This window comes from Pseudovibrio ascidiaceicola (genome assembly GCF_900114245.1).
GTDB classification, from domain to species: Bacteria; Pseudomonadota; Alphaproteobacteria; order Rhizobiales; family Stappiaceae; genus Pseudovibrio; species Pseudovibrio ascidiaceicola.
On the sequence record NZ_FOSK01000009.1, the window covers coordinates 19461 to 42427 of the forward strand.

Below are 22967 nucleotides of genomic sequence, written 5' to 3' on the forward strand. Positions count from 1 at the left end.
AAACAAATGTCCTACACAGCTGAAAATCTTTGGCAGGTTTTTGAGAGCGTGCGCGAGCGTGGTGTGCGAGTTCATTGCCTGACGAACTCTGTTGCTCAGAGCATCACTGCGAATGTGATGCTGGCTTGTAACATTGTGCCGTCAATGACGTCTGCTCATGATGAAATTCCTGCATTCACTGAGAGTGTTGACGGATTACTCCTCAATCTTGGTACGCTGGATGGTAAGCGACGGCATGGTATTCGGCTGGGGCTTGAAGGGGCGGCCAAGAAATCTATGCCCGTGGTGCTGGACCCGGTTAAAGTAGATCGCTCAGACATTCGCATGGAGTTTGCCAAGGACATTTTGAAAGAGAACGTCTCAATCCTCAAAGCCAACATGGCTGAGAGCGCTGGGCTTGGTGGAGCTGTCACGGAGAATACGGTGGTTGTGCGTACCGGTATTGAAGATGCTGTGTTTGGCCGAGAGGCAACCTACACCGTGGGCAATGGGCATGCCTATATGGACAAGGTGACTGGCATCGGCTGTGCGCTGGGTGGTGTGCTGGCTGGTTTTGCTGCTGTTGAGCGGGAAAAGGAACTTGCCGTGCTGGCTGCTCTTGCCGTCTATGGTGTATGCGGCGAGATTGCCGCAGGGCAGGCGAACGGGCCGGGAAGCTTCACTCCAGCTTTCATCGATACCCTTTATGGCTTGAAGGCTGACCAATTCAACGAGCGCCTCAAGCTCGAAACAATGAATAATAAAGGTGGGGTATTGGCCTAATGAGTGCGATTGCAGTCACAATTGCAGGTTCGGATTCTGGCGGTGGTGCCGGAATTCAAGCAGACCTGAAGGCCTTTTCAGCTCGCGGTGTCTATGGGGCCAGTGTCATCACTGCACTGACCGCTCAAAACACCAAGGGTGTGACAGGAATTCATGATGTGCCGCCAGCATTTGTGGCGGAGCAGATGGATGCTGTTTTTTCTGACTTGAAGGTGGATGCCGTGAAGATCGGTATGCTTTCTCAGCCAGAAATTATCGATATTATTGCCACAAAGCTGGCGGAATATGATGTTAAGCGCGTCGTCCTTGATCCGGTGATGGTGGCCACTTCCGGGGATGTTTTGCTGCAAAATTCCGCTGTTTCTGTGTTGAAGCAGAAGTTGTTTCCAATTGCGGCGTTGATTACGCCAAACATGCAGGAAGCGGCCTTTTTGCTTGGACAGCCGGTGGCCGGGTCTCGTGATGACATGCACAGGCAGGCTTTGTTGCTGCTGGATATGGGTGCAAACGGGGTTCTGCTGAAAGGCGGGCATGGATCTGATGATACCTGTGATGACCTCTTCCTCTCCCGCGATGTGGAGAGGTGGTATACAGCGCCACGGTATGAAACGAAGAATACACATGGGACTGGCTGCACCTTGTCCTCAGCGATTGCAGCGGAGCTTGCCAAAGGGTTAGCGCTGCAAGATGGCATTGGTGAAGCAAAAGAATATATTAGTCAGGCGATCAAGGCTGCGGATACGCTTGATGTAGGCGAGGGACATGGGCCTGTGCACCATTTCCATGAATTCTGGTCTGAGTAATAAGGCGGAGATAATGACCAAGAACAAAGAAAACAATCTGACCCGCCGTCAGGCGCTTGGGCTAACAGCCGGGGCGGTTGCTGGAAGTGCTGCACTTGCTGTGCCTGCACTGGCGCAGGATGCTGATCCGGTGATCGAATGGCGCATGGTGACCAGCTGGCCGAAGAACCTGCCTGGCCCTGGAATGTCTGCGCAACGCATTTGTGATCGCATCAACATCATGAGCAATGGCCGGATGCGTGTTCGCCTGTTTGCTGCTGGTGAGCTGGTTCCGGCTTTTGAGGTGTTTGACGCTGTTTCAAGCGGTACTGCACAGATGGGGCATTCAGCTGCCATGTACTGGGCTGGCAAGATGCCCGGATCCGTGTTCTTTACGACAATTCCGTTTGGCCTTTTGCCTCAGGAACACACTGCATGGGTGGATCAGCTTGGTGGTCAGGAACTCTGGGATGAGCTTTACGCACCATTTGGTGTGAAGCCGTTTATGGGTGGCAACACTGGCCCAACTATGGCTGGTTGGTATCGTGACCCTGTTGAGACACTGGACGACCTGAAAGGCCGCAAGCTTCGTATAGCTGGCCTTGGTGGTGAGATTTTGCGTAAGCTTGGTGTTACCCCGGTCAACATTCCAGCCTCTGAGATTTTCACCAGTCTGCAAACGCATGTGGTGGATGGTGTCGAGTTCCTCGGTCCATGGAGTGACAGTGCGCTGGGCTTCCAGAAACTGGTCAAATACTACTACGGCCCGGGCTTCAATAAGCCAAACGGCACGGGTGAGGCTATCGTGAACGCTGTTGCGCTGGAGGGGCTGTCTCCCGAACTGCAGGCGGTGGTCGAAGAGGCTTGCCGCGTGGAAGCTGATCTTGCGCTGTCTGAAGCAAATGCGCAGAACGCGGCCAGCCTGAAAGTGCTGCAAGAAGAGCATGGAGTTGAGGTGCGTGAGTTTCCGGAGGAGGTGCTAACCGCCTTGAAGGAAACCAGTGCTGAGGTGTTGGATGTGTATACCCAGAAAGACAAAATGGCTCGTAAGATTTATGAGAGTTACATAGAAGCGCAGGAGCTTCTGGCGGGATGGAGCGCTCTTTCATTGGGCAAAAACATCTCTGCTAGAGGTTAACTTGCAGACCAAACGGTGTTTGAAGGACCCTCCACTTGGAGGGTCTTTTGTTATGCGGAAGTTTTGTCACAGAAAATGTTTCAGCGTACCTGCCTGAAATGCGAATAACCAAGTGACTGTGAACCCGCTAGCCATTGTTGTTTTGTGAAGTTAACGCTCCATACCTTTAAATATGCCAGTGCAATTACTTTTTAATATTTTCAATCATGAGTGAGAGAGCCGAATCAATAAGTAACTCGTAGTTTGATCATGGCACTGCTTGAATGTTTTCTTGAGAACAGAAAGTACCGTGCATGTCCAGATATTTACCCATTACGATCGCTAGCCTTTCTTCTTTGCTGATTGCGTCTGATGCTTTTGCCGGTGCTTTTGCTGTTCGTGAGCAATCAGCGTGGTTTCAGGGACTTTCCTTTGCAGGAAATGCGACTGTCTCCAAAAGCCTTTCCAGTATGTACTGGAACCCGGCGACCATGACTGGTCATGACGGGGTGCAGGTGGAAAGTTCGCAAACCATTGTGTTTCCAAATGCAACGATTGATCTGGATACAGCGACAATTGATGGGCTTGGGCCAATTACTGGGGTTCCATATTCCTCCGGAGATATCGGCGTGGATGCCTGGGTGCCAGCAGGTTATGGCACCTGGAAGGTGGATGATCGTCTGTCTCTCGGGATCAGTTCGAATGCGCCCTATGGTTTTGAAACCAAACCTCAGATTGAGTGGGCGGGGCAGGTCTATGCGAGGTCTTCCCGCGTTCTAACCGTCAATGTTACACCAATGGCTGCTTACGAACTGACTGATAAATTCTCGGTCGGCGTGGGCTTGCAGCTTCAGTATATTCAGGTTCGATTAAAGTCAGGGTTTGGGGTTGCTGCTGCCGCTCCAACTGCAGAGCTGCGTGGTGAAGACTATAATCTTGGATTTGGCGCAACGGTTGGGGCGCTCTTTAAACCATGGGAAGGCACTCAGCTTGGTATTGGGTATCGTTCGCCTATTGAGCATAACCTTAAGGGGCGGCTTATTGTTGGCGGTAATACGCCAACTCCAATTCGCGCAAACATCATTATGCCAGAGACTGTGACCGTTTCCTTCCAGCAGGTGTTGAATGAGCGCTGGCGCGGGATGGGTACGTTTGAATGGACGCATTGGTCTCGGTTTGGAACTTTCCCGGTGTTTGATCTGCAGGGTAACGAGGCTTCGGAGTTGCCGTTCCAATACAATGATGGCTATTTCATTTCATTGGGCACGGAGTACGATTTCACTCAAAACATCACTGGCCGGTTTGGGTTGGCTTATGAGTGGTCTCCAATTGACGAAGCGAACCGGACACCGCGACTACCTGATTCAAACCGGTTCTGGCTGAGTGCTGGGGTGAGTTATTTCTACGAGGACTGGCTGGAAGTTGATTTTGGCTACTCGCATATTTTCCCAGAAAGCTCAAACATCAATATCAATCCGGACCACCCGTTCTATGAAGGCATTACCATTCAAGGGCCGGTCAATGATACCAATGTTGACATCATCAGCTTTGGTGCGCGTTTGAAGTTCTAAGGCTTTGCCGATGTTAGTTTGATTTGCCTCCCAGCAGTGTGACTGCGGGGAGGCTTTTCGTTTTTAAAAGGCGCTTGGGTAAAGGCCGCCGTCGAGCAGTAGGTTTTGGCCTGTGATGTAGCCAGCATGGGCTGAACACATGAAGGCGCAGGCTTTGCCGAACTCTTCTGGATCGCCGAGGCGCTTTGCTGGGATCTCTTCTGAAGACAGACGTTTGGCTTCTTCTATGGAGATGCCTGTTTGCTCCGCCTGACGCTCAAACCCACCTTTGAGGCGGTCGGTGTCGAATTTTCCGGGCAGTACATTGTTGATAGTGACGTTGTGCTGTGCGTACTGACGGCAAACCCCTGCAAGGAATGCGGTGAGACCAGCGCGGGCGCCGCTGGACAGATCCAGACCTTTAATTGGCATCTTCACGGACATGGAGGTGATGTTGACGATGCGGCCAAAACGGCGCTCTGCCATACCATCAATGACTGCTTTGATCAGCTCGATCGGGGTGATCATATTCTGAATCACTCCGTCCTGAATGGCCTGACGGTCGAGCTCTTTGAAATCTTTGCGCGGTGGCCCGCCGTTGTTGTTGACAAGGATATCCGGATTTGGACAGGCGTTGAGGACGGCTTGCTGGCCTTCTGGTGAGGAGATATCTGCTGCCACGGGAATGACTGAGATGTTGTGTTGTGCTGCCAGTTCGCTCGCGATTTGATAGAGTAGTTTCTCGTTGCGTCCGTTGATTACAAGATCGCATCCAGCCTCTGCGAGTGCTTTTGCTGTTCCCAAACCCAGCCCACGGCTGGATGCGCAGACGATGGCTTTGCGCCCCTCAATACCCAAGTGCATTTCAACATCCTAATGAATCGGTGAATTGTGAAGGGCAGCCTACATTCTCAGAAAGGTTTGAGCCAGTCAGGATCAAGCTTAGCAAGCAAATAGAATATTCACTTGAATTGCAGGTACTTGATTTTATCTCCCCTAATAAACAGTGAGTAATGTTTCTTGAGGTTCAAGAAAGAAACTGACAGGTTTGAGTATATGTATCCTGTCATATTTGTTTCTTGTGAATCAATTTAAAGGAAAGAAGGTTTTCTTATTCCGGAGGCTTTGTGGTGACCGGGGATTCTACTAGCAAAAAGTACAGAAGCTTGTTTTTGTCTGATGTGCATCTGGGCACACGCGGATGTCAGGCTGATCTCTTACTGGACTTTCTGAAGCAAAACGATGCCGACACGGTTTATCTTGTCGGGGATATTATTGATGGCTGGCGGCTAAAACGGTCGTGGTACTGGCCTCAACTGCATAATGATGTGGTGCAGAAGCTTTTGCGCAAAGGGCGCAAGGGTGCGCGGATTGTTTACATTCCCGGCAATCATGACGAATTCTTGCGGGACTTCTTCGGCATTCACTTTGGGGGTGTGGAAGTTGTTGACCAGTTCATTCATGAGGGAGCCAATGGCAAGAAATACCTTGTCATTCACGGCGACCAGTTTGATGTGGTGGTACGCCATGCAAAGTGGTTGGCCTTCTTTGGCGACTGGGCTTATGTGAGTGCTCTCAACCTCAATACAGTGCTGAATTATTGCCGTCGCAAGCTGGGGCTGACCTATTGGAGCCTTTCAGCATGGGCGAAGCTGAAGGTGAAGAACGCCGTCAACTTCATTGGCAAGTTTGAAGAGACGCTGGTTTCCGAAGCGCAACGTCAGAAGGTGGATGGGGTGATCTGTGGTCATATCCACCATGCGGCTGATCATGAAACCAACGGCATCCATTACATCAACACTGGTGATTGGGTGGAGAGTTGCACCGCTGTTGCTGAGAACTTTGATGGAACGTTTGAGCTTATTCATTGGGGAGATGGCAAGCGGGTCGAGAGTGAACCATCGGATGAGAGTTCTGACGGACAGGTGGCCGCATGAGCTCGATCCTGATCGTCACCGATGCGTGGAAGCCCCAGATCAATGGTGTTGTGCGGACATTGGAGCGGCTTGCTGTTGAGCTGCGCTCCATGGGTATTCGGGTTGAGTTCCTGACGCCGCAATCGTTCCATAGCATTCCGATGCCATCTTACGGTGAGATCCGGCTGAGCCTGACACTGCCGCATATCGTGCGTGGGTTTATTGAGAAGTACGACTGTGATCATCTGCACATCGCGACCGAAGGGCCATTGGGTCTTATGGCACGGCAGGTGGCAAAGCGGGATGGGCGTGTCTTCACCACCAGCTATCACACTCGCTTTCCTGAGTATCTACAGGCGCGTTATCCGGTGCCGCTGTCCTTCAGCTATTCCTGGCTGCGCCGTTTTCACAATAGTGGACAAGGGTGCATGGTTGCGACGAGCACTTTGGAAGCGGACTTGCGTATGCGTGGGTTTGAGAACCTGCTGCGTTGGTCCCGCGGGGTAGATCACCAGCGGTTCCGGCCAATGCGGACCAGTTTGCTGGACCACCTGCCAGGACCGCGGTTCTTGTATGTGGGACGTGTGGCAGTTGAGAAGAACATCGAAGCTTTTTTGCAACTTAACTTGCCGGGAACCAAGGTGGTTGTTGGTGGTGGTCCGCAGATGGAGGAGCTTAAGACTGCTTATCCGGAGGTTTTGTTTACCGGACCTGTCGTTGGTGATGAACTGATTGAGTATTATGCGAATTCGGATGTGTTTGTGTTTCCGAGCCTGACTGACACTTTTGGCAATGTGCTGCTGGAAGCAATTGCTTGCGGGACGCCTGTCGCGGCCTTTCCCGTGATGGGACCGATTGATGTGATTGGGAATAGTGGGGCAGGCGTGCTGAAGAATGATCTGCAGGCGGCGGCACTGGAAGCGCTGGAGGTTTCTCGGGATCACTGCCGGGATGTTGCCCTGCGATTTACGTGGCGGGCGAGTGCTGAGCAGTTTCTGGCCAACGCCGAACATGCCTATGACCCTGCATTTGCTACAGGATTTCGGCAGGACATGTATGCGGGCAAAGGCTCTGTTGGAAATCACCTGAATGGTTGAGCGGATCTCCTTGGGCTGAGATCAGAATATCTGAAGCCCACGTGGATTTGCGTGCTATACATGGCGGCATATTGCTGTTGCCCGAGGTTCTTATGGTTTTAGATGTTTCCAGTCCTGTCGAACTCACTTTTTCCGAAATTGAGAAAGCAAGAACAAGGCTGCAAGGCTATGCCAGCCTGACACCGCTTTTGAACTATCCGGTGTTGGATGAGCAGGTGAATGGCCGTGTTTTCATCAAAGCCGAAAACCTGCAGCGCACAGGGTCTTTCAAGTTTCGTGGGGCGTTCAACCGCCTTTCCCTGATCCCTCAGGAGCAGCGGCCTTCTGGTGTGGTTGCGTGTTCTTCCGGCAACCATGCGCAGGGCGTTGCAGCTGCTGCGAAGATCCTTGGCTTTCCGGCGGTGATTGTGATGCCTGAGGATGCGCCGCAGCTGAAGATCCAGCGGACGAAGGCTCTGGGGGCGCAGGTTGTTCTTTATGATCGTGAGAGTGAGGACCGTGAAGCGATTGCCCGTGGTCTTTGTGAGGAGCGCGGTGCGACGTTCATCCACCCTTATAACGACAGTGGTGTGATTGTAGGTCAGGGCACGACCGGGCTTGAAATTGCGGAACAGTGTGAGGTTCTGGGTGTCACGCCTGATGTGTTGATCAGTTGCACAGGCGGCGGCGGTCTGACCAGTGGCATTGCACTGGCGCTGGAAGACAAGCTGCCAGAGTGTCAGATTTACACGGCAGAGCCCGCTGGCTTTGATGATTATGCACGTTCACTTGAAGCTGGAACACGTGTTCGCAATGCTGCGCTGGGTGGGTCTGTTTGTGATGCGGTGCTGACTGAGATGCCGGGAGACAAAGGCTTTTCAGTTCTGAGCAGGCGTCATGCAAAAGGCCTGTGTGTCACGGATGACGAGGCGATGAATGCGGTTGCCTTTGCCTATTTTGAGCTGAAGCTGGTTGTTGAACCGGGGGCGGCTGTTGCGCTGGCTTCTGTTTTGTCCGGCAAGATTGACCTTGCTGGAAAGACAGCAGTGATCACGATCTCTGGCGGAAATGTGGATCCTGCTATCTTTGAGAGAGCACTGAAGCAGTACTCTGCAGAGAAAGCACCTGCATAAGAAAAAAGCCGTTTGCGCTTTAAAGATCGCAAACGGCTTTCGAATTTCTGACTCTAATTCCCAATCAAGAGAAGAGTGCGAGGCGCTCACCTGTTGAGAGGTGATGGAGTGGGTCGGAATTGCTGCCTCTTGGCGATGTGAGCGGAGGCGATTGCCCCTCAATTTCTATCGGCGCATCTTCCTGCTCTGCAGCGGCATCCGTTTCAGCTGGCGTGTCATCGTTGGTGACGATGAGGTCGTCGTCCTCGATCAATGCGACCTGAGGTGTTTCGACAGCGTTCAGCTCTTCTTCTACATCATCAAGTTCGAAGACTTCAGCAGGTTCCTCGGCGGCCTCTTCTGCTTTGTTCTCTTCCTGATGGGCGGCTTCTGCTCGTGTTTCAGCTGCAAATTGAACGACGTTTTCGTTCAGTGCTTCCTCTGTTGAGGCAGGAGTTGCATCAAACATAGCGTCAATGTCAGCCTGATCAACGCCTGCACCATCCATTTGCGGGCCATTGAGAAGATGGGCATCAGGGCGCTTGTCAATATGACGGTCATCTTCATCATGCGGCTCGTCCAGATTGATTTCCGGTCGATCTTCATCAGCCAGGTTTACACCCCAGATGCGGATCATCTTGGAGATACGACCTTCTAGATAATGAAGTGCCTTCACCACTTTGTTGATGCGCTGCCCAGTCAGATCCTGGAAGGAACATGCCATCAGAATTTCCATGGCCATTTCTTCAATGGCATCGCATGGGGCATCTTCTGCACCGGAGGCACGGAGCTTGTCCACCAGATCCTGAATAGCTTCGGAGGACTCCAGAATGACTTGTGTTGCACTTTCTGTGGATGTGACGATTGCATCTAACTCGTCAGAGGCAGCTGAAAAGCGATTATTGTCGGCATTTTCCAGCTTGATCTTTGAGATTTCGTCCTTAGTTCGCTCAATTGCCTCATACATTTCATAGGTGTGCAGGCGATAAGTTTCCATCTCAGATGGCAGTTCGCGCTCAACCAATGTTTTTTCAAGTCGTCGCACAGCTTCCAGAAGGTCTGCTGTTTCGGCGGATCTGTTTAGTGTGAGGTGATCATGAAGGAAAGCGCGGCCTCTATCAGTCTCAGAGAGTGCGCTTTTGATGGCATCAAATTCCTCGGGGCTCAAAAGGACCTTTCGGTTGTTGCCAGCCATAAGTGGCTCCTTCATAACTAACTAAGATAATACTACAAGTTTATATAACAGATTCTACGGCTAATAATTGGTTTACATTGATTTGGATAGTCCCTATTAGCACAAGTAATAGGAGTATCCCTTCCCATCGATGCCTCCGGGTACTCTCCACCCCCATTTGTAGTGTTTTCCAATGACTATGCCCAGAAGAACTTCCCCATTAGGGAAAGCCAGTAACCTTTTCTGGATCGCAACCGGCGTTAGTGGTCTGTTTGCGGCGTTCAATTTTGCGAACGCCTTCTTTCTTGCGTACTTTCCTCTGTTTCTAGAGGATATTAACTTCACCCCCGTGCAGATCGCATTTACGATTGCTTTGCCGAACATCGTGCGGATTTTTGCAACGCCGGTGATGACGAGCATTTCTGATCGTGCCGGACGCAGGCGTCATTCCATGGCGCTTTTTAGTGTCATTGCTTTGATCTCGTTCTGGGCGCTGATTTACTCAAATGACTACTGGGTGGTCATTGGTCTGGTTATCTTCCTCTCTATTTTTTACACGCCCATCCAGCCTTTGCAGGATGCATATGCCTATGAAACCGTGAGCACACTCGGTCTGAATTACGGACCAATGCGGTCTTGGGGGTCTATTGCGTTTGTGGTGGCAACACTGATCGGCGGTTGGTATCTGACATTCGGAGAGCCTGCTGAACTGCTGTTTCTGACTGTTGGCAGCCTTGGTGTGTTGGCGCTTACCTCTGTTTTGTTGCCTGGGATGCCGTCCGAAAGCCGCAGCTCAAGCAAGGAAAGCGTTTGGGCTGCTGAAGAATTGCGTGATCCGCAGTTCCTGCTTGTGGTGTTGTCTGGTGGTTTGCTGCTTGGCAGCTTCTCAGCGCTTTATGCCTTCGCCAGCATTTTCTGGCTTTCTGTGGGTATCAGCGATGCGATGGTTGGTGGATTGTGGGCGATCGGTACTCTGGCAGAGATTGGGATCTTTGTTTGGGGTTCCTTCTTCATGCGCCACCTGGGAGCCTGGGGATTGATGGTCACTGGCGGTGTTGCCAGCATCATCCGCTGGTTGCTGTTTCCCTATGCAACAGAGACGTGGTCCGCTGTTTTGCTCCAGCTGTTGCATGCCGGAAGTTTCGGCATGGTGTTTTTGGGCATGGTTGCCTACACGTCTAAACTGGTTTCAAGCAAGCGTCTTGGGACGGCTCAGGGCCTGACACAAACAGCCTTTGGTGTGGTGATGGGCGTGAGCGGTATTGCCAGCGGTTGGCTCTACGCGATTGAACAAGCCTATGCTTTCTATCTGATGGCGGGGATCTGCTGTGTCGGTGTGCTAACGCTTATGCTGGTGACCAAGCGCGTTTAAAAAACAAGGCGGCCTCGATGTGAGAGCCGCCTTTTTTGTATCTGTTATTAGCCCCAGAGCTGCGGGAAAGGTGGGTGCATCAGGCTGCCCTCGAACCGGATCGCGTGGCTTCGATCTTTGGCAAGCAACAAAGGGCCGTCCAGGTCAACAAACTCTGCGTTTTGGGCGAGCAGCATGGCAGGCGCCATAGCGAGAGATGTGGCGAGCATGCAGCCGACCATGATGACGTAGTCCATCTCTTCTGCTTTGCGCAGCAACTTCAGCCCTTCTGTAAGGCCGCCGGTCTTGTCGATCTTGATGTTGATGGCTGAGTAGCGATTGCGCAGGCTCTCCAAGTCTGCAGAGGTGTGCAGACTTTCATCTGCGCAGATCGGGATGAGGTGTTCCACTTCTGCCAGAATACCGTCTTTGCCTGCTGGCAAAGGTTGTTCCACCAGCCCAACACCTGCCTGCTGACAGGCTTTGATGTTGGCTTCCAGATTATCTTCTGACCAGCCTTCGTTGGCATCGACGATCAGCTTGCTGTTTGGTGCAGCTTGTCTGACCGCAGCGATACGTTCCACATCACCATTCCCTGCCAATTTGACTTTGAGGAGAGGACGGCTTGCTGCTTTGGCGGCGTCTGTCGCCATCTTTTCCGGCGTGCCAACAGAGATGGTGTAGGCGGTTTCCAGAATGCGCTGGGACTTGATGCCTATGAGATCAGTCACGGAGGTGTTCTGGCGTTTGGCCGTTAGGTCCCACAGGGCGCAGTCCACAGCGTTGCGGGCTGCGCCTGCTGGCATGAGGCTTTGTAGCTCTTCAATGGACACACCAGCTTCAATAACTGTGCGCACAGCTTCTATTTGAGCGGTGACGCTCTCGACGCTTTCGCCGTACCGCGGGTAAGGAACGCATTCGCCGCGGCCAGTGTGACCGTCTTGCGTGAGTGTGGCGGTGAGGACGTTTACTTCCGTGCGGGAACCGCGGGCAATGGTAAAGCTTCCCGCAATTGGGAATGTTTCAGCTTCAATAGACAGGCGACAGGTCAAACCAGTTTAAACTCCGCGCAAATATGATCAATGATTGGATCGGTCCCGAAGCGGACAGGATCAGTAGCGGGCAGTTTATGCGCTTCCCCCAGCTCTTCAATCAGGTTTTTTGCATGATTCTCAGAAAGCATCATGGTGTTGATCGCTAAGCCGACACAGCGGATGTCTGGATTGGTGAGACGGCCCAGTTGTATTGTCAGGTCAATAACGTCCTGAATGGATGGGATCGGGGCCGAAACGCCGCGCATGGTGGAGCGGGTTGGTTCATGACACACGACAAACGCATCTGGCTGAGAGCCATGGAGCAGGCCAAGGGAGACACCGGCGAAGGAAGGGTGATGCAGTGCGCCTTGACCTTCGATCACATCCCAGTGGTCGTCTTTGGTGGCTGGACTGATGTGCTCAGCAGCGCCGGAGATGAAATCTGAGACGACAGAGTCGATGGCAACACCCCGTTCAGCTATGAGGATGCCGGTCTGGCCGGTCGCGCAGAAATCTGAGCTGATATTGCGGTCTGCTAGGCCTTTTTGTAGAGCGAGTGCGCTGTATTTCTTACCAACGGAACAGTCAGTGCCAACTGTCAGAAGGCGTTTGCCTGAGCGCTTGTCGCCTTTGCCCGTTGGAAAGGTGAGATCTGTAAAGCGCAGGTCGTGGAGTTTACGATTGTTTTTTGCAGCCGCTTCGGCGATGGCTGGAATGCTGCCAAGCTCGATATGCAGGCCTGCTGCGATGTCGAGCCCATGGTTGAGTGCATCGACGATGGTTTCAATCCAGTGATCAGGCAAGATGCCACCTGCATTGACGCAGCCGATGACCATGGTCTTTGCGCCTGCCTCTGTGGCGTCGGTCAGACTCATCTCTGACAGGGTCGTGTGGGCTTTACAGCCCGGGAGTGTAATTTGCCCGAGACACCACTCTGGCCGCCAATCAAGTACGCCATGTGCAGTTTTTGCTGCCAGCTCGTCTTTTACGTCCCCAAGAAATAATAGATATGGCTTAGAAATAGACATAATTTTATCCGTTGTACTTGTGGCTGAATGAGGATTACTAGACGACACACTACAGAAAGCTGTATAGGATCAATAGGATTTTTGGATTATAGGGCGCAGGGTCCCGTGATGAAGCTGACTGATAAAATGGATGCGCCGGGCCTGGTAACTGCTGAAGACGGTGCGTTACTTTTGCTTACGGCTTCCGGCGCCTGGGGTATCCGGCAAGGTTCTACTTGCGAAAAACTCATCAATCAGACTGCGTCCAAACTGAGCCATTCCGTAATTTGCGTGGATTTAAAGGCGGTTAGTTTTCTTGATACGGCTGGTGCCTGGTTGCTGCAGCGGTTCCAGATGGAGCAAGCTGAGCAGGGGCGAGAGGTCAAGTTCATCTACGAGGATGAGCGTTTTGACATCCTGCTGAAGGAAGTTGATCGGGAAGAAGTCGATAATCCTGCCGAAGAACACTCTGGTAACTCTTTCGTCAATTATCTGGAGGCTGTGGGTGAGGCGACGCGCCAGTTGGGTCGTGATACACGCGATGTTCTGGCCATGCTTGGTGGATTGACCGCGACAATCACAGCGGCGGCGACGCATCCAAGTCGGCTACGGCCAATCTCCATTGGTGTTCAGTTTCAGCGCTCCTGCATGGGTGCGGTTCCAATTGTTTGTCTGATGAGCTTTCTGATCGGCGGAATTATTGCGCAACAGGGTGGGTTTTATCTGAAGCAGTTTGGTGCTGAGATCTTTGTGGTGGACCTCTCCGGCATTCTGGTTTTACGCGAAATCGGCGTTATTCTGACAGCCATTATGGTGGCTGGCCGGTCCGGTTCTGCTTACACGGCAGAGCTTGGGTCCATGAAGATGCAGGAAGAGATTGATGCGCTTCAGGTGACCGGCTTACGGGTAACCGAGGTGTTGATCCTGCCGCGTCTGGTGGCGTTGATGATTGCGCTTCCGATCCTCGTGTTTCTGGCGAACATCGCGGCGTTGTTCGGGGCGGGGCTGACCTGCTGGTGGTATCTGGGCATTGTGCCTCATTCCTTCATTGCACAACTACAAGCGGCTGTTACTGTCGACACATTGATGGTTGGCATTGTGAAAGCGCCGTTCATGGCCCTGATCATCGGGTTGATTGCATGTATGGAAGGTATGAAAGTTGAGGGCTCTTCAGAGTCACTTGGGCGTCATACGACTGTTTCTGTTGTGAAAGCTATATTTATGGTCATCGTGGTGGATGGAGTTTTTGCTGTGTTCTTCGCGTCTATCGGGTTTTAACCAGTATGGGACAAGGGCAATCAGGACCGTTGAACGGATTGGGTGCAGGTCACCGCACGGCTGATGACCGGGACGTTCTGCTTCGAGTGCGCGATGTTACCGTCGGCTTTGGAAACAAACTGGTTCTTGAGAACCTGAACATGGATGTTTACCGTGGTGAAGTGCTTGGCTTTGTTGGTGCCTCGGGTATGGGCAAGTCCGTGCTTATGCGGGCTGTGCTGGGGCTGACGCCGCGACGGTCCGGTTCCATTGAGGTGTTTGGGCAAGATTTCGATGAGGCAACAGATGCCATGCGCCGCGAGATTGAGCAGCGCTGGGGTGTGTTGTTCCAGCAGGGGGCTTTGTTTTCGTCTCTCACTGTGAAGCAGAATATTCAGGTGCCGATGCGGGAGCACCTGAAGCTCTCGCCGCGATTGCGGGATGAGCTGGCTTTGCTGAAGATTGAGATGGTTGGGCTGCCTCTGGATGCTGCGGACAAGCTGCCTTCTGAGCTTTCCGGTGGCATGATCAAAAGGGCTGCGCTGGCCCGGTCCTTGTCGCTGGACCCTGACTTATTGTTCCTAGATGAGCCCACTTCCGGTCTTGATCCGATCGGAGCGGCTGATTTTGATGATCTTATTGTAAAACTGAAAGAAACTCTGGGGCTCACGGTTTACATGGTAACCCATGATCTGGATAGTCTGCATAGTATTTGTGATCGTATTGCCGTTTTGGGCGAACGCAGGGTTCTGGTTGAGGGAACCATTGAGGAAATGATGCAGGTGGAGCACCCTTGGGTTAAGTCCTATTTCCGCGGGGCACGTGCCCTCAAACGGGTGTGAGGAGGATGCATGGAAACCCGCGCAAATAATATCGCCATTGGTGCATTCGTTCTAACTGTTGTTGGCATTGCCTTTCTGTTTACGTTCTGGCTGTTGAGTGCGGGTGACCGCTCAAGCCGTCGTGACGTCAAAATCATTTTCCCCGGAGCTGTTACTGGTCTGCCGATTGGTGGTCAGGTGCTGTTTAATGGCATCAAGATCGGCGATGTGAGTGCGCTGACTTATGATCCTGAAAACCCCAAGCTTGTTGTTGCGATTGTGCGCGTTGATGCCAATGCTCCGCTGCGCCGTGACACAGTTGCGTCTCTTGGATTTACCGGACTGACGGGTGTGGCTTATGTGGATCTGTCCGGTGGATCTTCTGACAGTCCGGCGTTGTTCTCCAAAGCAGCTGATACTATTCCGGTCATGTATGCACGCAGGTCCCAGTTTGAGGATTTGCTGGAGGGTGCTAAAGACATCATGCGCAAGGCAGATTCCACGCTGGCGCATATTGATGAGCTGGTGATGACTGCACGGCCCGAAGTGGAAAAGACCATAAAGAATGTCGAGGTCTTTACTCAGGCACTGGCAAACAATGCCAAGGGCGTTGATGATTTTCTTGCTGGTGTGACGGAGACAAGTAAAGCGCTGACGGGGCTTTCTGGACGGATTGGGAAACTGGTTGATCGCGGTGAAGACCTGCTGGCGAATGTACCCCCGGACAAGCTGGGTGAGATCGTCACCAATGTTGAGGTCATGACCAAGAAACTGTCTGCCTCTGCAGATGGTGTTGGCGACATCATTGCCAATGGTAAGCTGGCCTCTGATCAGCTGGTAAACTTCACAACAGAGCTTTCCGATGAGCTTGATCAGATTGAAGCTGTAATTGGAGCTGTTAAGCCTGAGGAGGTTGCGCGTATCTTGAAAGGTGCGTCTGATCTTGGTGGTGTGTTGACTGAGCGTCGTGGTGATATCAATACCATGCTCTCCTCAGCCTCTGTTGTTGCGGAAAATGCGCGGGAGTTGACCCTTGAGCTGACCAAGAACAAGGATGCTATCGACCGGATCGTGACGAACGCTGAGACAGCATCCAATGAGATTGTGCTGACCACGAAGAATGCAAACCGTATCCTGAGCATGGTGAAATCTGAGCAAGTCAGAAACATCGTGTCATCGGTTGAAACGGTGACCAAAACGCTTTCTGACAAAGATCAGGTGATTGCAAAGGTCATTGATGATGCGGGCGCTGCCACAGCGAATATTCGTGAAGTGAGCAATACCATTGCCGGGCGAAATAAGGAGATCGACAGTGTGATCGTTTCTGCCCGTGAGGTGGGGACGAACCTGAGCGCTGCCTCTGATCAGTTGAGCGAGACGATGGACAATGCGAACTCTCTGATTTCGAACACCAACAGCATTGTGGAAGCCATCGACCCTGCAAAGGTCTCCAATATTGTTGCTTCGGCTGACAAGGTAGCGACTACTCTTGCTGAGAAGACACCAGACCTCGCCAAAGCGATTGATGAAATTCAGAATGCTGCAAAATCTGTCAGTGACATGACGAGCGAGCTGAAGAAGAAGGTGCCGGACGTCGATAAAGTGATTGATCAGGCGAAGAGCATTGCGACAAACCTGAACGCTGCCTCCGTTCGTGTGAACACGATTTTGGAGAAAGTAGACGGCATGGTTTCAGCTGATGGGCAGGGCTTCATCAAGGAAGCGACTGAGGCTGCGGCTTCCATTCGCAAGGTTGCGGATGCGTTTGCCTTGCGGGCAGAGCCAATCTCTGCTGCCCTGTTGAAACTAAGCCAACAAGGCGGACAGGACTTTACTGCAGCAATGCAGCAGTTAAACCAGACACTTATTGAAATTCGGCGTGCTGTGAGCAATTTTGACCGTAACCCAAATCGCGTGATTTTCGGCGGATCGGACACACCTGTCTTTAATGGTGCGCAGCGGCGTTGAGTTTTTTGAAATGTTTGACAAAAATGTAGATAAGCGACTCGAAAACGTGCGAGTGGCTAATGGCAGTAGGCTGGAGCTCGGCGTGTTCGGTTCGACACTTAAAAAAATCGTTGTTGGTGCCGTTCTGCTGGGTGGTCTTGCAGGGTGTGGGGCAAGTGGCCCTGAAGCTTTGTATGGCTTGACTGCGCCGCGCGATGTTCCTGTTAAAGTCCGTGCCTCTGATTATCAAATGCTTGTGGCGACACCTGTTGCTCTTCAGGCATTGGATACGAGCAATATTGCTGTGACACAGGGCGGTGGCCCAATTTACTCCTACTTCCCGAAGGTGGCATGGACAGACACACTGCCGCGCGTCTTTCAGGCGAAGCTCGTTGAGACGCTGGAGAACACCGGCAAGCTGCGCGGGGTTTCGCAACCGGGGCAGGGGTTGTTGATCGACTATCAACTGCAAACCACTCTGCGGGCTTTTGAGCTGCAGGTGGACGGCGGTGACAAAGCTTATGTGGAAGTGGCTGCACGCATCGTGGATGACCGAGATGGCCGCTCCATCGGCATGCGTGTGTTTGCGGCGAGTGTGCCGACAACTGGCGATACGGTCACTGATGCAATTCCGGCGCTTAATGCTGCCTCAGACAATGTGCTCGCCCAGATCACCAGCTGGACTATCAATACTGTCGGTCGCATCCCCCGTGCAAAGGCCGCTGCCAAACGCGCCGCACTGAACAGCCAGCAGGATGCAGGCAAACGACAGGTTGCTGCTGCTGCTCCGGCTGTGATTGAGGTCGCAGGGACAGCGAAGTAAGGTTATCCATTGCCAAATCTTTTGGGAAAAAAGCATCTGATTACTAAAGATAAGATGTTTGATCCACTGTTGGCTATCTGTCCCGACTTCGAGGTTGTTTGGTTGTCGTTTGTTGATCAATGGTCTGAAGACGCTGACGATTTACCTTTTTATCTTTTACTTCTTGATTTGTCTCTCTACATGTCTGAGCTTTTGGATGGTGATAAAGAAGACGAAATCAGTGCGATCTTGAGTGTTGCGGAAAGCTGGCTTCTAAATGGTGATAGTTATGTGCGAGAGGCTGCAGTCGTAGGGCTACTGGAAGGATTGCAAACTCAGTATTCTGGACAACGCAAGTCCCCTGTAGAGTACATCCGGTTACTACCGCCTGAATGTCGTTATTGGTGGGGTAAGGTAGAGCGGTTTTGGAGCAGCGGTGAATTGCTTATCGATGGTAGGCAGGCAACTTGATAGTGTAGGTCCTTCGCTATGCCTGCGTTTCAAGCAGTTCAATTTCGACGAATGCGCATTCGAAGTTGTTGGCCTTGATGACATCGTGCTCTACGCCAATCTCTTTGAAGTATGGAACTCCGTTTTGCATAGCGGCTTCCACTGTTTGCCCATTGCCTAAATTGATTTCCAGAGCGCCATCAAAGAGCGGGACTACGATGTAGTCGTAGGCATGGCGATGCCAGCCGGTGTTGTCTCCGCGTTGTTTGAACCGCCATTCGGTGACTTTTACGCGGTCATTCTCGATCAGAACTGTCGGTTTTGCCGAACCCGTTGATGAGCACATTACACTCTCCTTTGTTGTGCATGCGCTCATGGTAGGGACGGGTCGGAAAAAAAACATAGGACCAGCGCTTGATGGGCTGGATGTCAGCTTGGCTTAGGCTGGACTTTTCTCTTTCTTGGTTTGCCCCGACAAAACATATTGCAAAACGAGATCATCTCGGCGCTTTGCCAGTTCCTGCATGGATGTGTTTTCCAATGAGGCTTTCACGCCATCTTCGAGTGTATCCACCACCTCTGGTGTGATCCTTGGGGAGCCAAGATCGTCCCACCAGCTTTGGAAAGGCCCGCCGAGGTGATCACAGAACGAACGGATACCGCCTTCACCTCCGCCCAAATGCAAGAGTGTGTTTGGACCCATAGCGGCCCAACGGAGGCCGGGGCCGTAAGCAACGGCTTTGTCGATATCCTCGACGCTGGCGACACCTTCCATCGCAAGATGAATGGTCTCGCGCCAGATTGCTGCCTGGAGCCGGTTTGCAATGTGCCCGGGAACTTCTTTGTTGAGGCGTACGCAGACTTTGCCGATGCTTTCGTAAAAGTCTTTTGCCGATTGGAGCACGCCAGCATCCGTTTTCTCGTTGTCCATCAACTCTACCAATGGGATGAGATGTGGCGGATTGAACGGATGGGCCAAAATGAAGCGACCTGGATTGCTAAATCCAGTCTGCATCTCAGAGAGCTTTAAGCCGGAGGTTGAACTGCCAATGATAACTTCTGGATTCAGGTGTGGTTCGATCTGCTGGTAAAGCGCATGTTTGATCTCCAGCCGTTCAGGCACGCTTTCCTGAATGAAGTCGGCATCTGATACTGCTGCCACCGGGTCGTTTGTAAACCGCAACTTCGAGGTGTCACCGGCATGTTGCCACCCAAGTGCAGCAAGCGTTTCTGTGGCATTTTTCACCAGAGCGGTCACCCGGCCTTCTGTCTCTGGTGAGGGATCATAAACCGTGATCTGCCGACCCGTGGCGGCAAACAGCGCTGCCCAACTCATTCCTATTGTTCCGGCCCCGAGAATTGCGATGTTTGGGTGGTTCATGTCAGCATTCCTTGCGTTGCCCGATGAGAAGGAGCTGCTCAGTTTGATGCGGTGGCATGCCCGATACACTGGTGCAGATAAGCAGAACTACTATGATGTTGATTTCTAGGTCAATTTAGCACTTTGTACCAAAGCGTATGTGTCGTGCTCTGGAAAACTGCATCGCTTGCTAAGGCTAAGTTCCAATAATAAAGGTTTGCCGCGTAAAGAAGGGGCGTCACTCAGGCATGGCTTATGTTTGTGTGTAAGTCGGGTTACTCGCATCTGGCCTTAGTCAGCCAGTGCTGACCTTGCTGCCTGGCGTATGGCTGTTGTGAGGGGTTGTATTGTGTGGGCTGTTGACCTGCTTGTATGCCAGAACAGTTTTGTGTCGAATGGCGTGTCCGGGATCAGCTCAACCAGCTTATCTTGCTCAATGAGAGGATCGACCAGAATGCTTGGGTTCATACCCCAACCGATGTGATTGACTGTGGCATCGATAAACGCCTGAGGGCTTGGGAGCCAATGGGTGTTTGGGAAAATGCTTTCACCAAAAACTGAGCGTAACCACTCTGTCTGCAGCGTGTCTTTGACGTTGTAAGTGAGTGCAGGGGAGAGCTTTAGTGCCTCAAGGGTTATGCCATCCGGAAACCATCGCTTTACGAATGCCGGGCTTGCGGTTGCACGGTAACGCAGAGCGCCCAATGGAAAGCAATCGCATCCGCGTATAGGAGTTGGTTCCGCGCTGACAGCGGCCTGAACTTCCCCGCGTCGTAACCAGTCTGCACTGTGGTTCTGGTCATCGATTTTCAGATCGAACAGAAAGCCGTCCACCTGTGCGAGTGCATCTATGAACCACGTGGCAAGGCTGTCTGCGTTGACTGCGATCTGGAGGCTGGTCAGGTTGCTCGCCTCACTTGAAAAGCCAATTTCCTCTTTGACCTGTTTTTCCAGCAACGCAACTTCGTTGGCATGGCGGAGCAGCACTTCTCCCTGAGTGGTGGCCACACATGGCGTGCCTCGTATTATGAGGACGCAGCCAAGTTTCTCTTCAAGGGACTTCAGGCGCTGAGACACTGCGGACTGCGTGATGCCGAGGTGCTGTGCAGCTCTCTCGAACGTGCCGGTCGTTAAGATTGATGCGAATGCGTCCAGTTGTGCACGATCGAAGTTCATTAGAATCTCTAATGTAGGAGTAGATATTTGAATTTTACTAATGTTGGTGGCCGTTATAGTCAAGTTGGCAATGAGTTCCCATTCCCTCTTAGGAAGCGCAATGTCAGTGTTATCAGTTGCCTTTTCTGGCTTTTCACTTGGTCTTAGTTTGATCCTCGCAATTGGTTCGCAAAACGCTTTTGTGCTGAGGCAGGGCTTGCGAGGAGAGCATGTTTTCCTGACTTGCATCACATGCGCTATCAGTGATGCTTTCCTGATTACGATTGGAATATCCAGTCTTGCCGCTATATCTGCAAGAATTCCGGAGTTGGAGCCATTTTTACGGTATGGCGGGGCGGCCTTCCTGACACTTTATGGTGCGCGCAGTGCTTTTTCGGCGATCAAGGGAGGGGCAGTTCTTAGCCCTAATGAGGGTAAAGCGGCTGGTGTGGTTGGTACGCTCGCTGTCGTGTTGTCGCTTACGTTTTTGAACCCGCATGTTTATCTGGATACGGTGCTGCTCGTTGGTTCTGTTGCAAGTCGCCATGAAGGAGCTGAGTACATTTTTGGTATGGGGGCTGTTGTGGCGTCCTTCGTGTTCTTCTTCTCTCTGGGATACGGCGCCCGTTTGCTGCGACCAATATTTGCAAATCCTATATCATGGAGGCTTCTTGATGGTGTCATCGCCGTTGTCATGTGGGTCATCGCATTTGCTCTGGTGAGCTGATCGTCGCTATCGCAGCAAGAGGCCTGTGAGCCGTGGAGTTTGAGATGATGAGCAGTTCCTCCGATATCCTGATCGCTAACAGGTCTCATTCTCTCGTTTGTACAGGGAGGCTCGTGTCAGGGGCATTCCGGAGAAGCTTTTTGTTTTTCGGGTAGCGACTGTCTGGAAAATTTGTGCTGAGCCGCGCTCGAATGCCAGCGATACGCCTGCCAGATACAGCGCCCACATTCTGAAGGTTTCTTCTCCCACTAGCGCTATCGCTTCCTCCTTACGTGCCACAAGCCGTGTTGCCCAGTGGGATGTCGTGTAAGCATAGTGTTCGCGCCAGCCTTCCACATCGTGCACTTCAAAGCCTGTAGCCTCAAGGTTGCGGAGGCTCATGCCAATGTGGTCCAACTCACCACCTGGGAAGATGTAGCGGATCAGTGCTTTGTATTCTGCAGGCTTTTTCCTGAACTTCTTCTCTGTGCGTTTGCCTGGTCTTGTAATGGCATGGTGAAGGTAAATTCCGCGGGGCTCCAACAGGCGCTTCACAGCCTGGAAGTATCCTTCGTGATTGGCAAGGCCGACATGCTCAAACATGCCGATGGACGAGATCTTTGTGAAAGTGCCGGTGAGTTTGGAGAAATCCTGCAGTTCGATTGAGACACGGTCTTCCAAGCCACGTTCTGCGATGATTTTGCGGCCCAGCAGGACTTGCTGCTCAGAAAGGGTCACGCCCTTCGCCTTGACGCCGTAGTGCTCTGCAGCATGGCAGATAAGAGCACCCCAACCACACCCGATATCCAACAGGTGGTCTCCCGGTTCCAGTCGCAACTTTCGGCAAATCATATCCAGCTTGTCGCGTTGAGCCTGGTCTAGTGTGTTTTCGGCCTTCGTAAAGTAGGCGCAGGTGTAAAGCATTTGCTCATCAAGGAACAATGCATAGAACTCATTTGAGACGTCATAGTGGTGAGCGATGTTACGTTTATTGGAGGTCTCGCTGCCATCGCGGGCACCTTCCCCTTTTATATCTGAGCTTGTCCGCTGTTTTGAGGGGGCGAAAAGGAAAGGGAGAGCAGCTTTTACGAGAAGACGACGGTTCAGTTTTTTGGCCAGCTTACTGACTTTTCCAGCTGGGCGCAGTTCTGCCATTTCGAAGAGGTTGACCCCTTCGATATCGATCCGCTTTTGCACCCATGCATCGACGAGTGTCTCAATCTTAGGGCGTCGCATCAGGGCCGAGATCACACCAGGGTCATTGATTGCAATAATCGCGGTGGGCGGATTGGCGGGAACGTGTGTGCCATCCCACAACCGGAACCCGAACTTCAGCTGCATTGTTGAATGGATGTGTTCCAATGCGTTTTTTAAGGAATTTAGCCGCCACGTTGCCTGCATTACTCTTATCCGCCTTTGCTCTTGTGAAGCACACCCTATCGCTAACTCAGAGGATCAAACATCCCCGAGTTGTAGGATGCGAATGAGAGAGTTTTGGGGTCGAAGATCACAAAAAACTGAGAGGTGTAAGAGGCAAAACACAAAAGTAGCGGGTATCGCGGCTGGTGTAGTTGTGCTGAACCAACAA

At 52.1% G+C, this 22967-nt stretch carries 22 protein-coding genes; 14 read left to right on the forward strand and 8 right to left on the reverse strand.

From position 1 onward, the window contains the following. Positions 1–6: 6 nt before the first annotated feature. From BM231_RS17010 to BM231_RS17025, 4 genes are all read left to right on the forward strand, one after another. Positions 7–762 carry a hydroxyethylthiazole kinase gene (locus BM231_RS17010; RefSeq protein WP_093521209.1) on the forward strand — a complete coding sequence of 252 codons (756 nt, stop codon included), beginning with the start codon at positions 7–9 and terminating at the stop codon, positions 760–762. Then, a complete protein-coding gene (thiD, locus tag BM231_RS17015) occupies positions 762–1565 on the forward strand; it encodes a bifunctional hydroxymethylpyrimidine kinase/phosphomethylpyrimidine kinase (RefSeq protein ID WP_093521212.1) in 804 nt (267 codons plus the stop codon). The genes BM231_RS17010 and thiD overlap by 1 nt, the downstream gene beginning before the upstream one ends. Before the next feature lie 13 nt (positions 1566–1578). Further along, positions 1579–2682, forward strand: a complete 1104-nt coding sequence (locus BM231_RS17020) for a TRAP transporter substrate-binding protein (RefSeq protein ID WP_093521214.1) — start codon at positions 1579–1581, stop codon at positions 2680–2682. Positions 2683–2975: 293 nt separating this feature from the next. Beyond that, complete coding sequence (locus BM231_RS17025) at positions 2976–4232, forward strand: OmpP1/FadL family transporter (RefSeq protein WP_093521216.1); 1257 nt, start codon at positions 2976–2978, stop codon at positions 4230–4232. A 63-nt stretch (positions 4233–4295) separates the two neighbouring features. Here BM231_RS17025 and BM231_RS17030 read toward each other — a convergent pair whose 3' ends face one another. Beyond that, positions 4296–5075, reverse strand: coding sequence for an SDR family oxidoreductase (locus BM231_RS17030; protein WP_093521218.1), 780 nt, complete (start codon positions 5073–5075; stop codon positions 4296–4298). Between the two features lie 302 nt (positions 5076–5377). Here BM231_RS17030 and BM231_RS17035 point away from each other — a divergent pair, with 302 nt between their 5' ends. From BM231_RS17035 to BM231_RS17045, 3 genes are all read left to right on the forward strand, one after another. After that, a complete protein-coding gene (locus tag BM231_RS17035; protein ID WP_167550313.1) occupies positions 5378–6148 on the forward strand; it encodes a UDP-2,3-diacylglucosamine diphosphatase in 771 nt (256 codons plus the stop codon). Beyond that, positions 6145–7224 carry a glycosyltransferase family 4 protein gene (locus BM231_RS17040; protein WP_093521222.1) on the forward strand — a complete coding sequence of 360 codons (1080 nt, stop codon included), beginning with the start codon at positions 6145–6147 and terminating at the stop codon, positions 7222–7224. The genes BM231_RS17035 and BM231_RS17040 overlap by 4 nt, the downstream gene beginning before the upstream one ends. A 92-nt stretch (positions 7225–7316) precedes the next feature. After that, on the forward strand, positions 7317–8336 hold the full coding sequence (locus BM231_RS17045) for a threonine ammonia-lyase (RefSeq protein ID WP_093521535.1): 1020 nt from the start codon (positions 7317–7319) through the stop codon (positions 8334–8336). 64 nt (positions 8337–8400) lie between these two features. Here BM231_RS17045 and BM231_RS17050 read toward each other — a convergent pair whose 3' ends face one another. Then, complete coding sequence (locus BM231_RS17050; RefSeq protein WP_208860454.1) at positions 8401–9510, reverse strand: protein phosphatase CheZ; 1110 nt, start codon at positions 9508–9510, stop codon at positions 8401–8403. 172 nt (positions 9511–9682) lie between these two features. Between BM231_RS17050 and BM231_RS17055 the strand changes: the two genes are divergently transcribed. Further along, positions 9683–10861, forward strand: coding sequence for an MFS transporter (locus BM231_RS17055; protein ID WP_208860455.1), 1179 nt, complete (start codon positions 9683–9685; stop codon positions 10859–10861). A gap of 47 nt (positions 10862–10908) precedes the next feature. On the opposite strand, the gene dgcA is transcribed toward BM231_RS17055, so the two are convergent. Together dgcA and dgcN are read right to left on the reverse strand one after the other, a co-directional pair. Beyond that, a complete protein-coding gene (gene dgcA, locus BM231_RS17060) occupies positions 10909–11892 on the reverse strand; it encodes an N-acetyl-D-Glu racemase DgcA (protein WP_093521226.1) in 984 nt (327 codons plus the stop codon). Further along, positions 11889–12902, reverse strand: coding sequence for an N-acetyltransferase DgcN (dgcN, locus tag BM231_RS17065; RefSeq protein WP_093521227.1), 1014 nt, complete (start codon positions 12900–12902; stop codon positions 11889–11891). Before dgcN ends, dgcA begins: the two co-directional genes overlap by 4 nt. Before the next feature lie 108 nt (positions 12903–13010). Here dgcN and BM231_RS17070 point away from each other — a divergent pair, with 108 nt between their 5' ends. Genes BM231_RS17070 through BM231_RS17090 form a run of 5 tightly spaced genes read left to right on the forward strand, consistent with a single transcriptional unit; the run spans position 13011 to position 18179 of the window. Continuing rightward, positions 13011–14159, forward strand: a complete 1149-nt coding sequence (locus BM231_RS17070) for an MlaE family ABC transporter permease (protein ID WP_093521228.1) — start codon at positions 13011–13013, stop codon at positions 14157–14159. Between the two features lie 5 nt (positions 14160–14164). Then, the gene (locus BM231_RS17075) at positions 14165–14980 is read left to right on the forward strand and encodes an ABC transporter ATP-binding protein (RefSeq protein ID WP_093521229.1); all 816 of its coding nucleotides are present in this window, start codon (positions 14165–14167) and stop codon (positions 14978–14980) included. Between the two features lie 9 nt (positions 14981–14989). Next, positions 14990–16927, forward strand: a complete 1938-nt coding sequence (locus BM231_RS17080; protein WP_093521230.1) for an MlaD family protein — start codon at positions 14990–14992, stop codon at positions 16925–16927. A 10-nt stretch (positions 16928–16937) separates the two neighbouring features. Then, a complete protein-coding gene (locus BM231_RS17085; RefSeq protein WP_208860456.1) occupies positions 16938–17729 on the forward strand; it encodes an ABC-type transport auxiliary lipoprotein family protein in 792 nt (263 codons plus the stop codon). A 9-nt stretch (positions 17730–17738) separates the two neighbouring features. Further along, positions 17739–18179, forward strand: coding sequence for a DUF7674 family protein (locus BM231_RS17090; RefSeq protein ID WP_139226361.1), 441 nt, complete (start codon positions 17739–17741; stop codon positions 18177–18179). 16 nt (positions 18180–18195) lie between these two features. Here the strand turns inward: BM231_RS17090 and BM231_RS17095 are convergent, their stop codons facing one another. The 3 genes from BM231_RS17095 to BM231_RS17105 form a co-directional block, all read right to left on the reverse strand. Then, a complete protein-coding gene (locus BM231_RS17095; RefSeq protein ID WP_093521241.1) occupies positions 18196–18504 on the reverse strand; it encodes a cupin domain-containing protein in 309 nt (102 codons plus the stop codon). A 93-nt stretch (positions 18505–18597) separates the two neighbouring features. Next, complete coding sequence (locus BM231_RS17100) at positions 18598–19539, reverse strand: 3-hydroxyacyl-CoA dehydrogenase family protein (protein WP_093521242.1); 942 nt, start codon at positions 19537–19539, stop codon at positions 18598–18600. Between the two features lie 270 nt (positions 19540–19809). Beyond that, positions 19810–20694 carry a LysR family transcriptional regulator ArgP gene (locus tag BM231_RS17105; RefSeq protein ID WP_093521243.1) on the reverse strand — a complete coding sequence of 295 codons (885 nt, stop codon included), beginning with the start codon at positions 20692–20694 and terminating at the stop codon, positions 19810–19812. Positions 20695–20794: 100 nt separating this feature from the next. Here BM231_RS17105 and BM231_RS17110 point away from each other — a divergent pair, with 100 nt between their 5' ends. After that, positions 20795–21400: a LysE/ArgO family amino acid transporter gene (locus tag BM231_RS17110; RefSeq protein ID WP_208860457.1), complete on the forward strand. Its 606-nt coding sequence runs from the start codon at positions 20795–20797 to the stop codon at positions 21398–21400. A 75-nt stretch (positions 21401–21475) separates the two neighbouring features. Here BM231_RS17110 and BM231_RS17115 read toward each other — a convergent pair whose 3' ends face one another. Beyond that, entirely contained in the window at positions 21476–22780 is a 1305-nt protein-coding gene (locus tag BM231_RS17115) for an SAM-dependent methyltransferase (RefSeq protein WP_063312201.1), read from the reverse strand. Between the last annotated feature and the right edge of the window lie 187 nt (positions 22781–22967).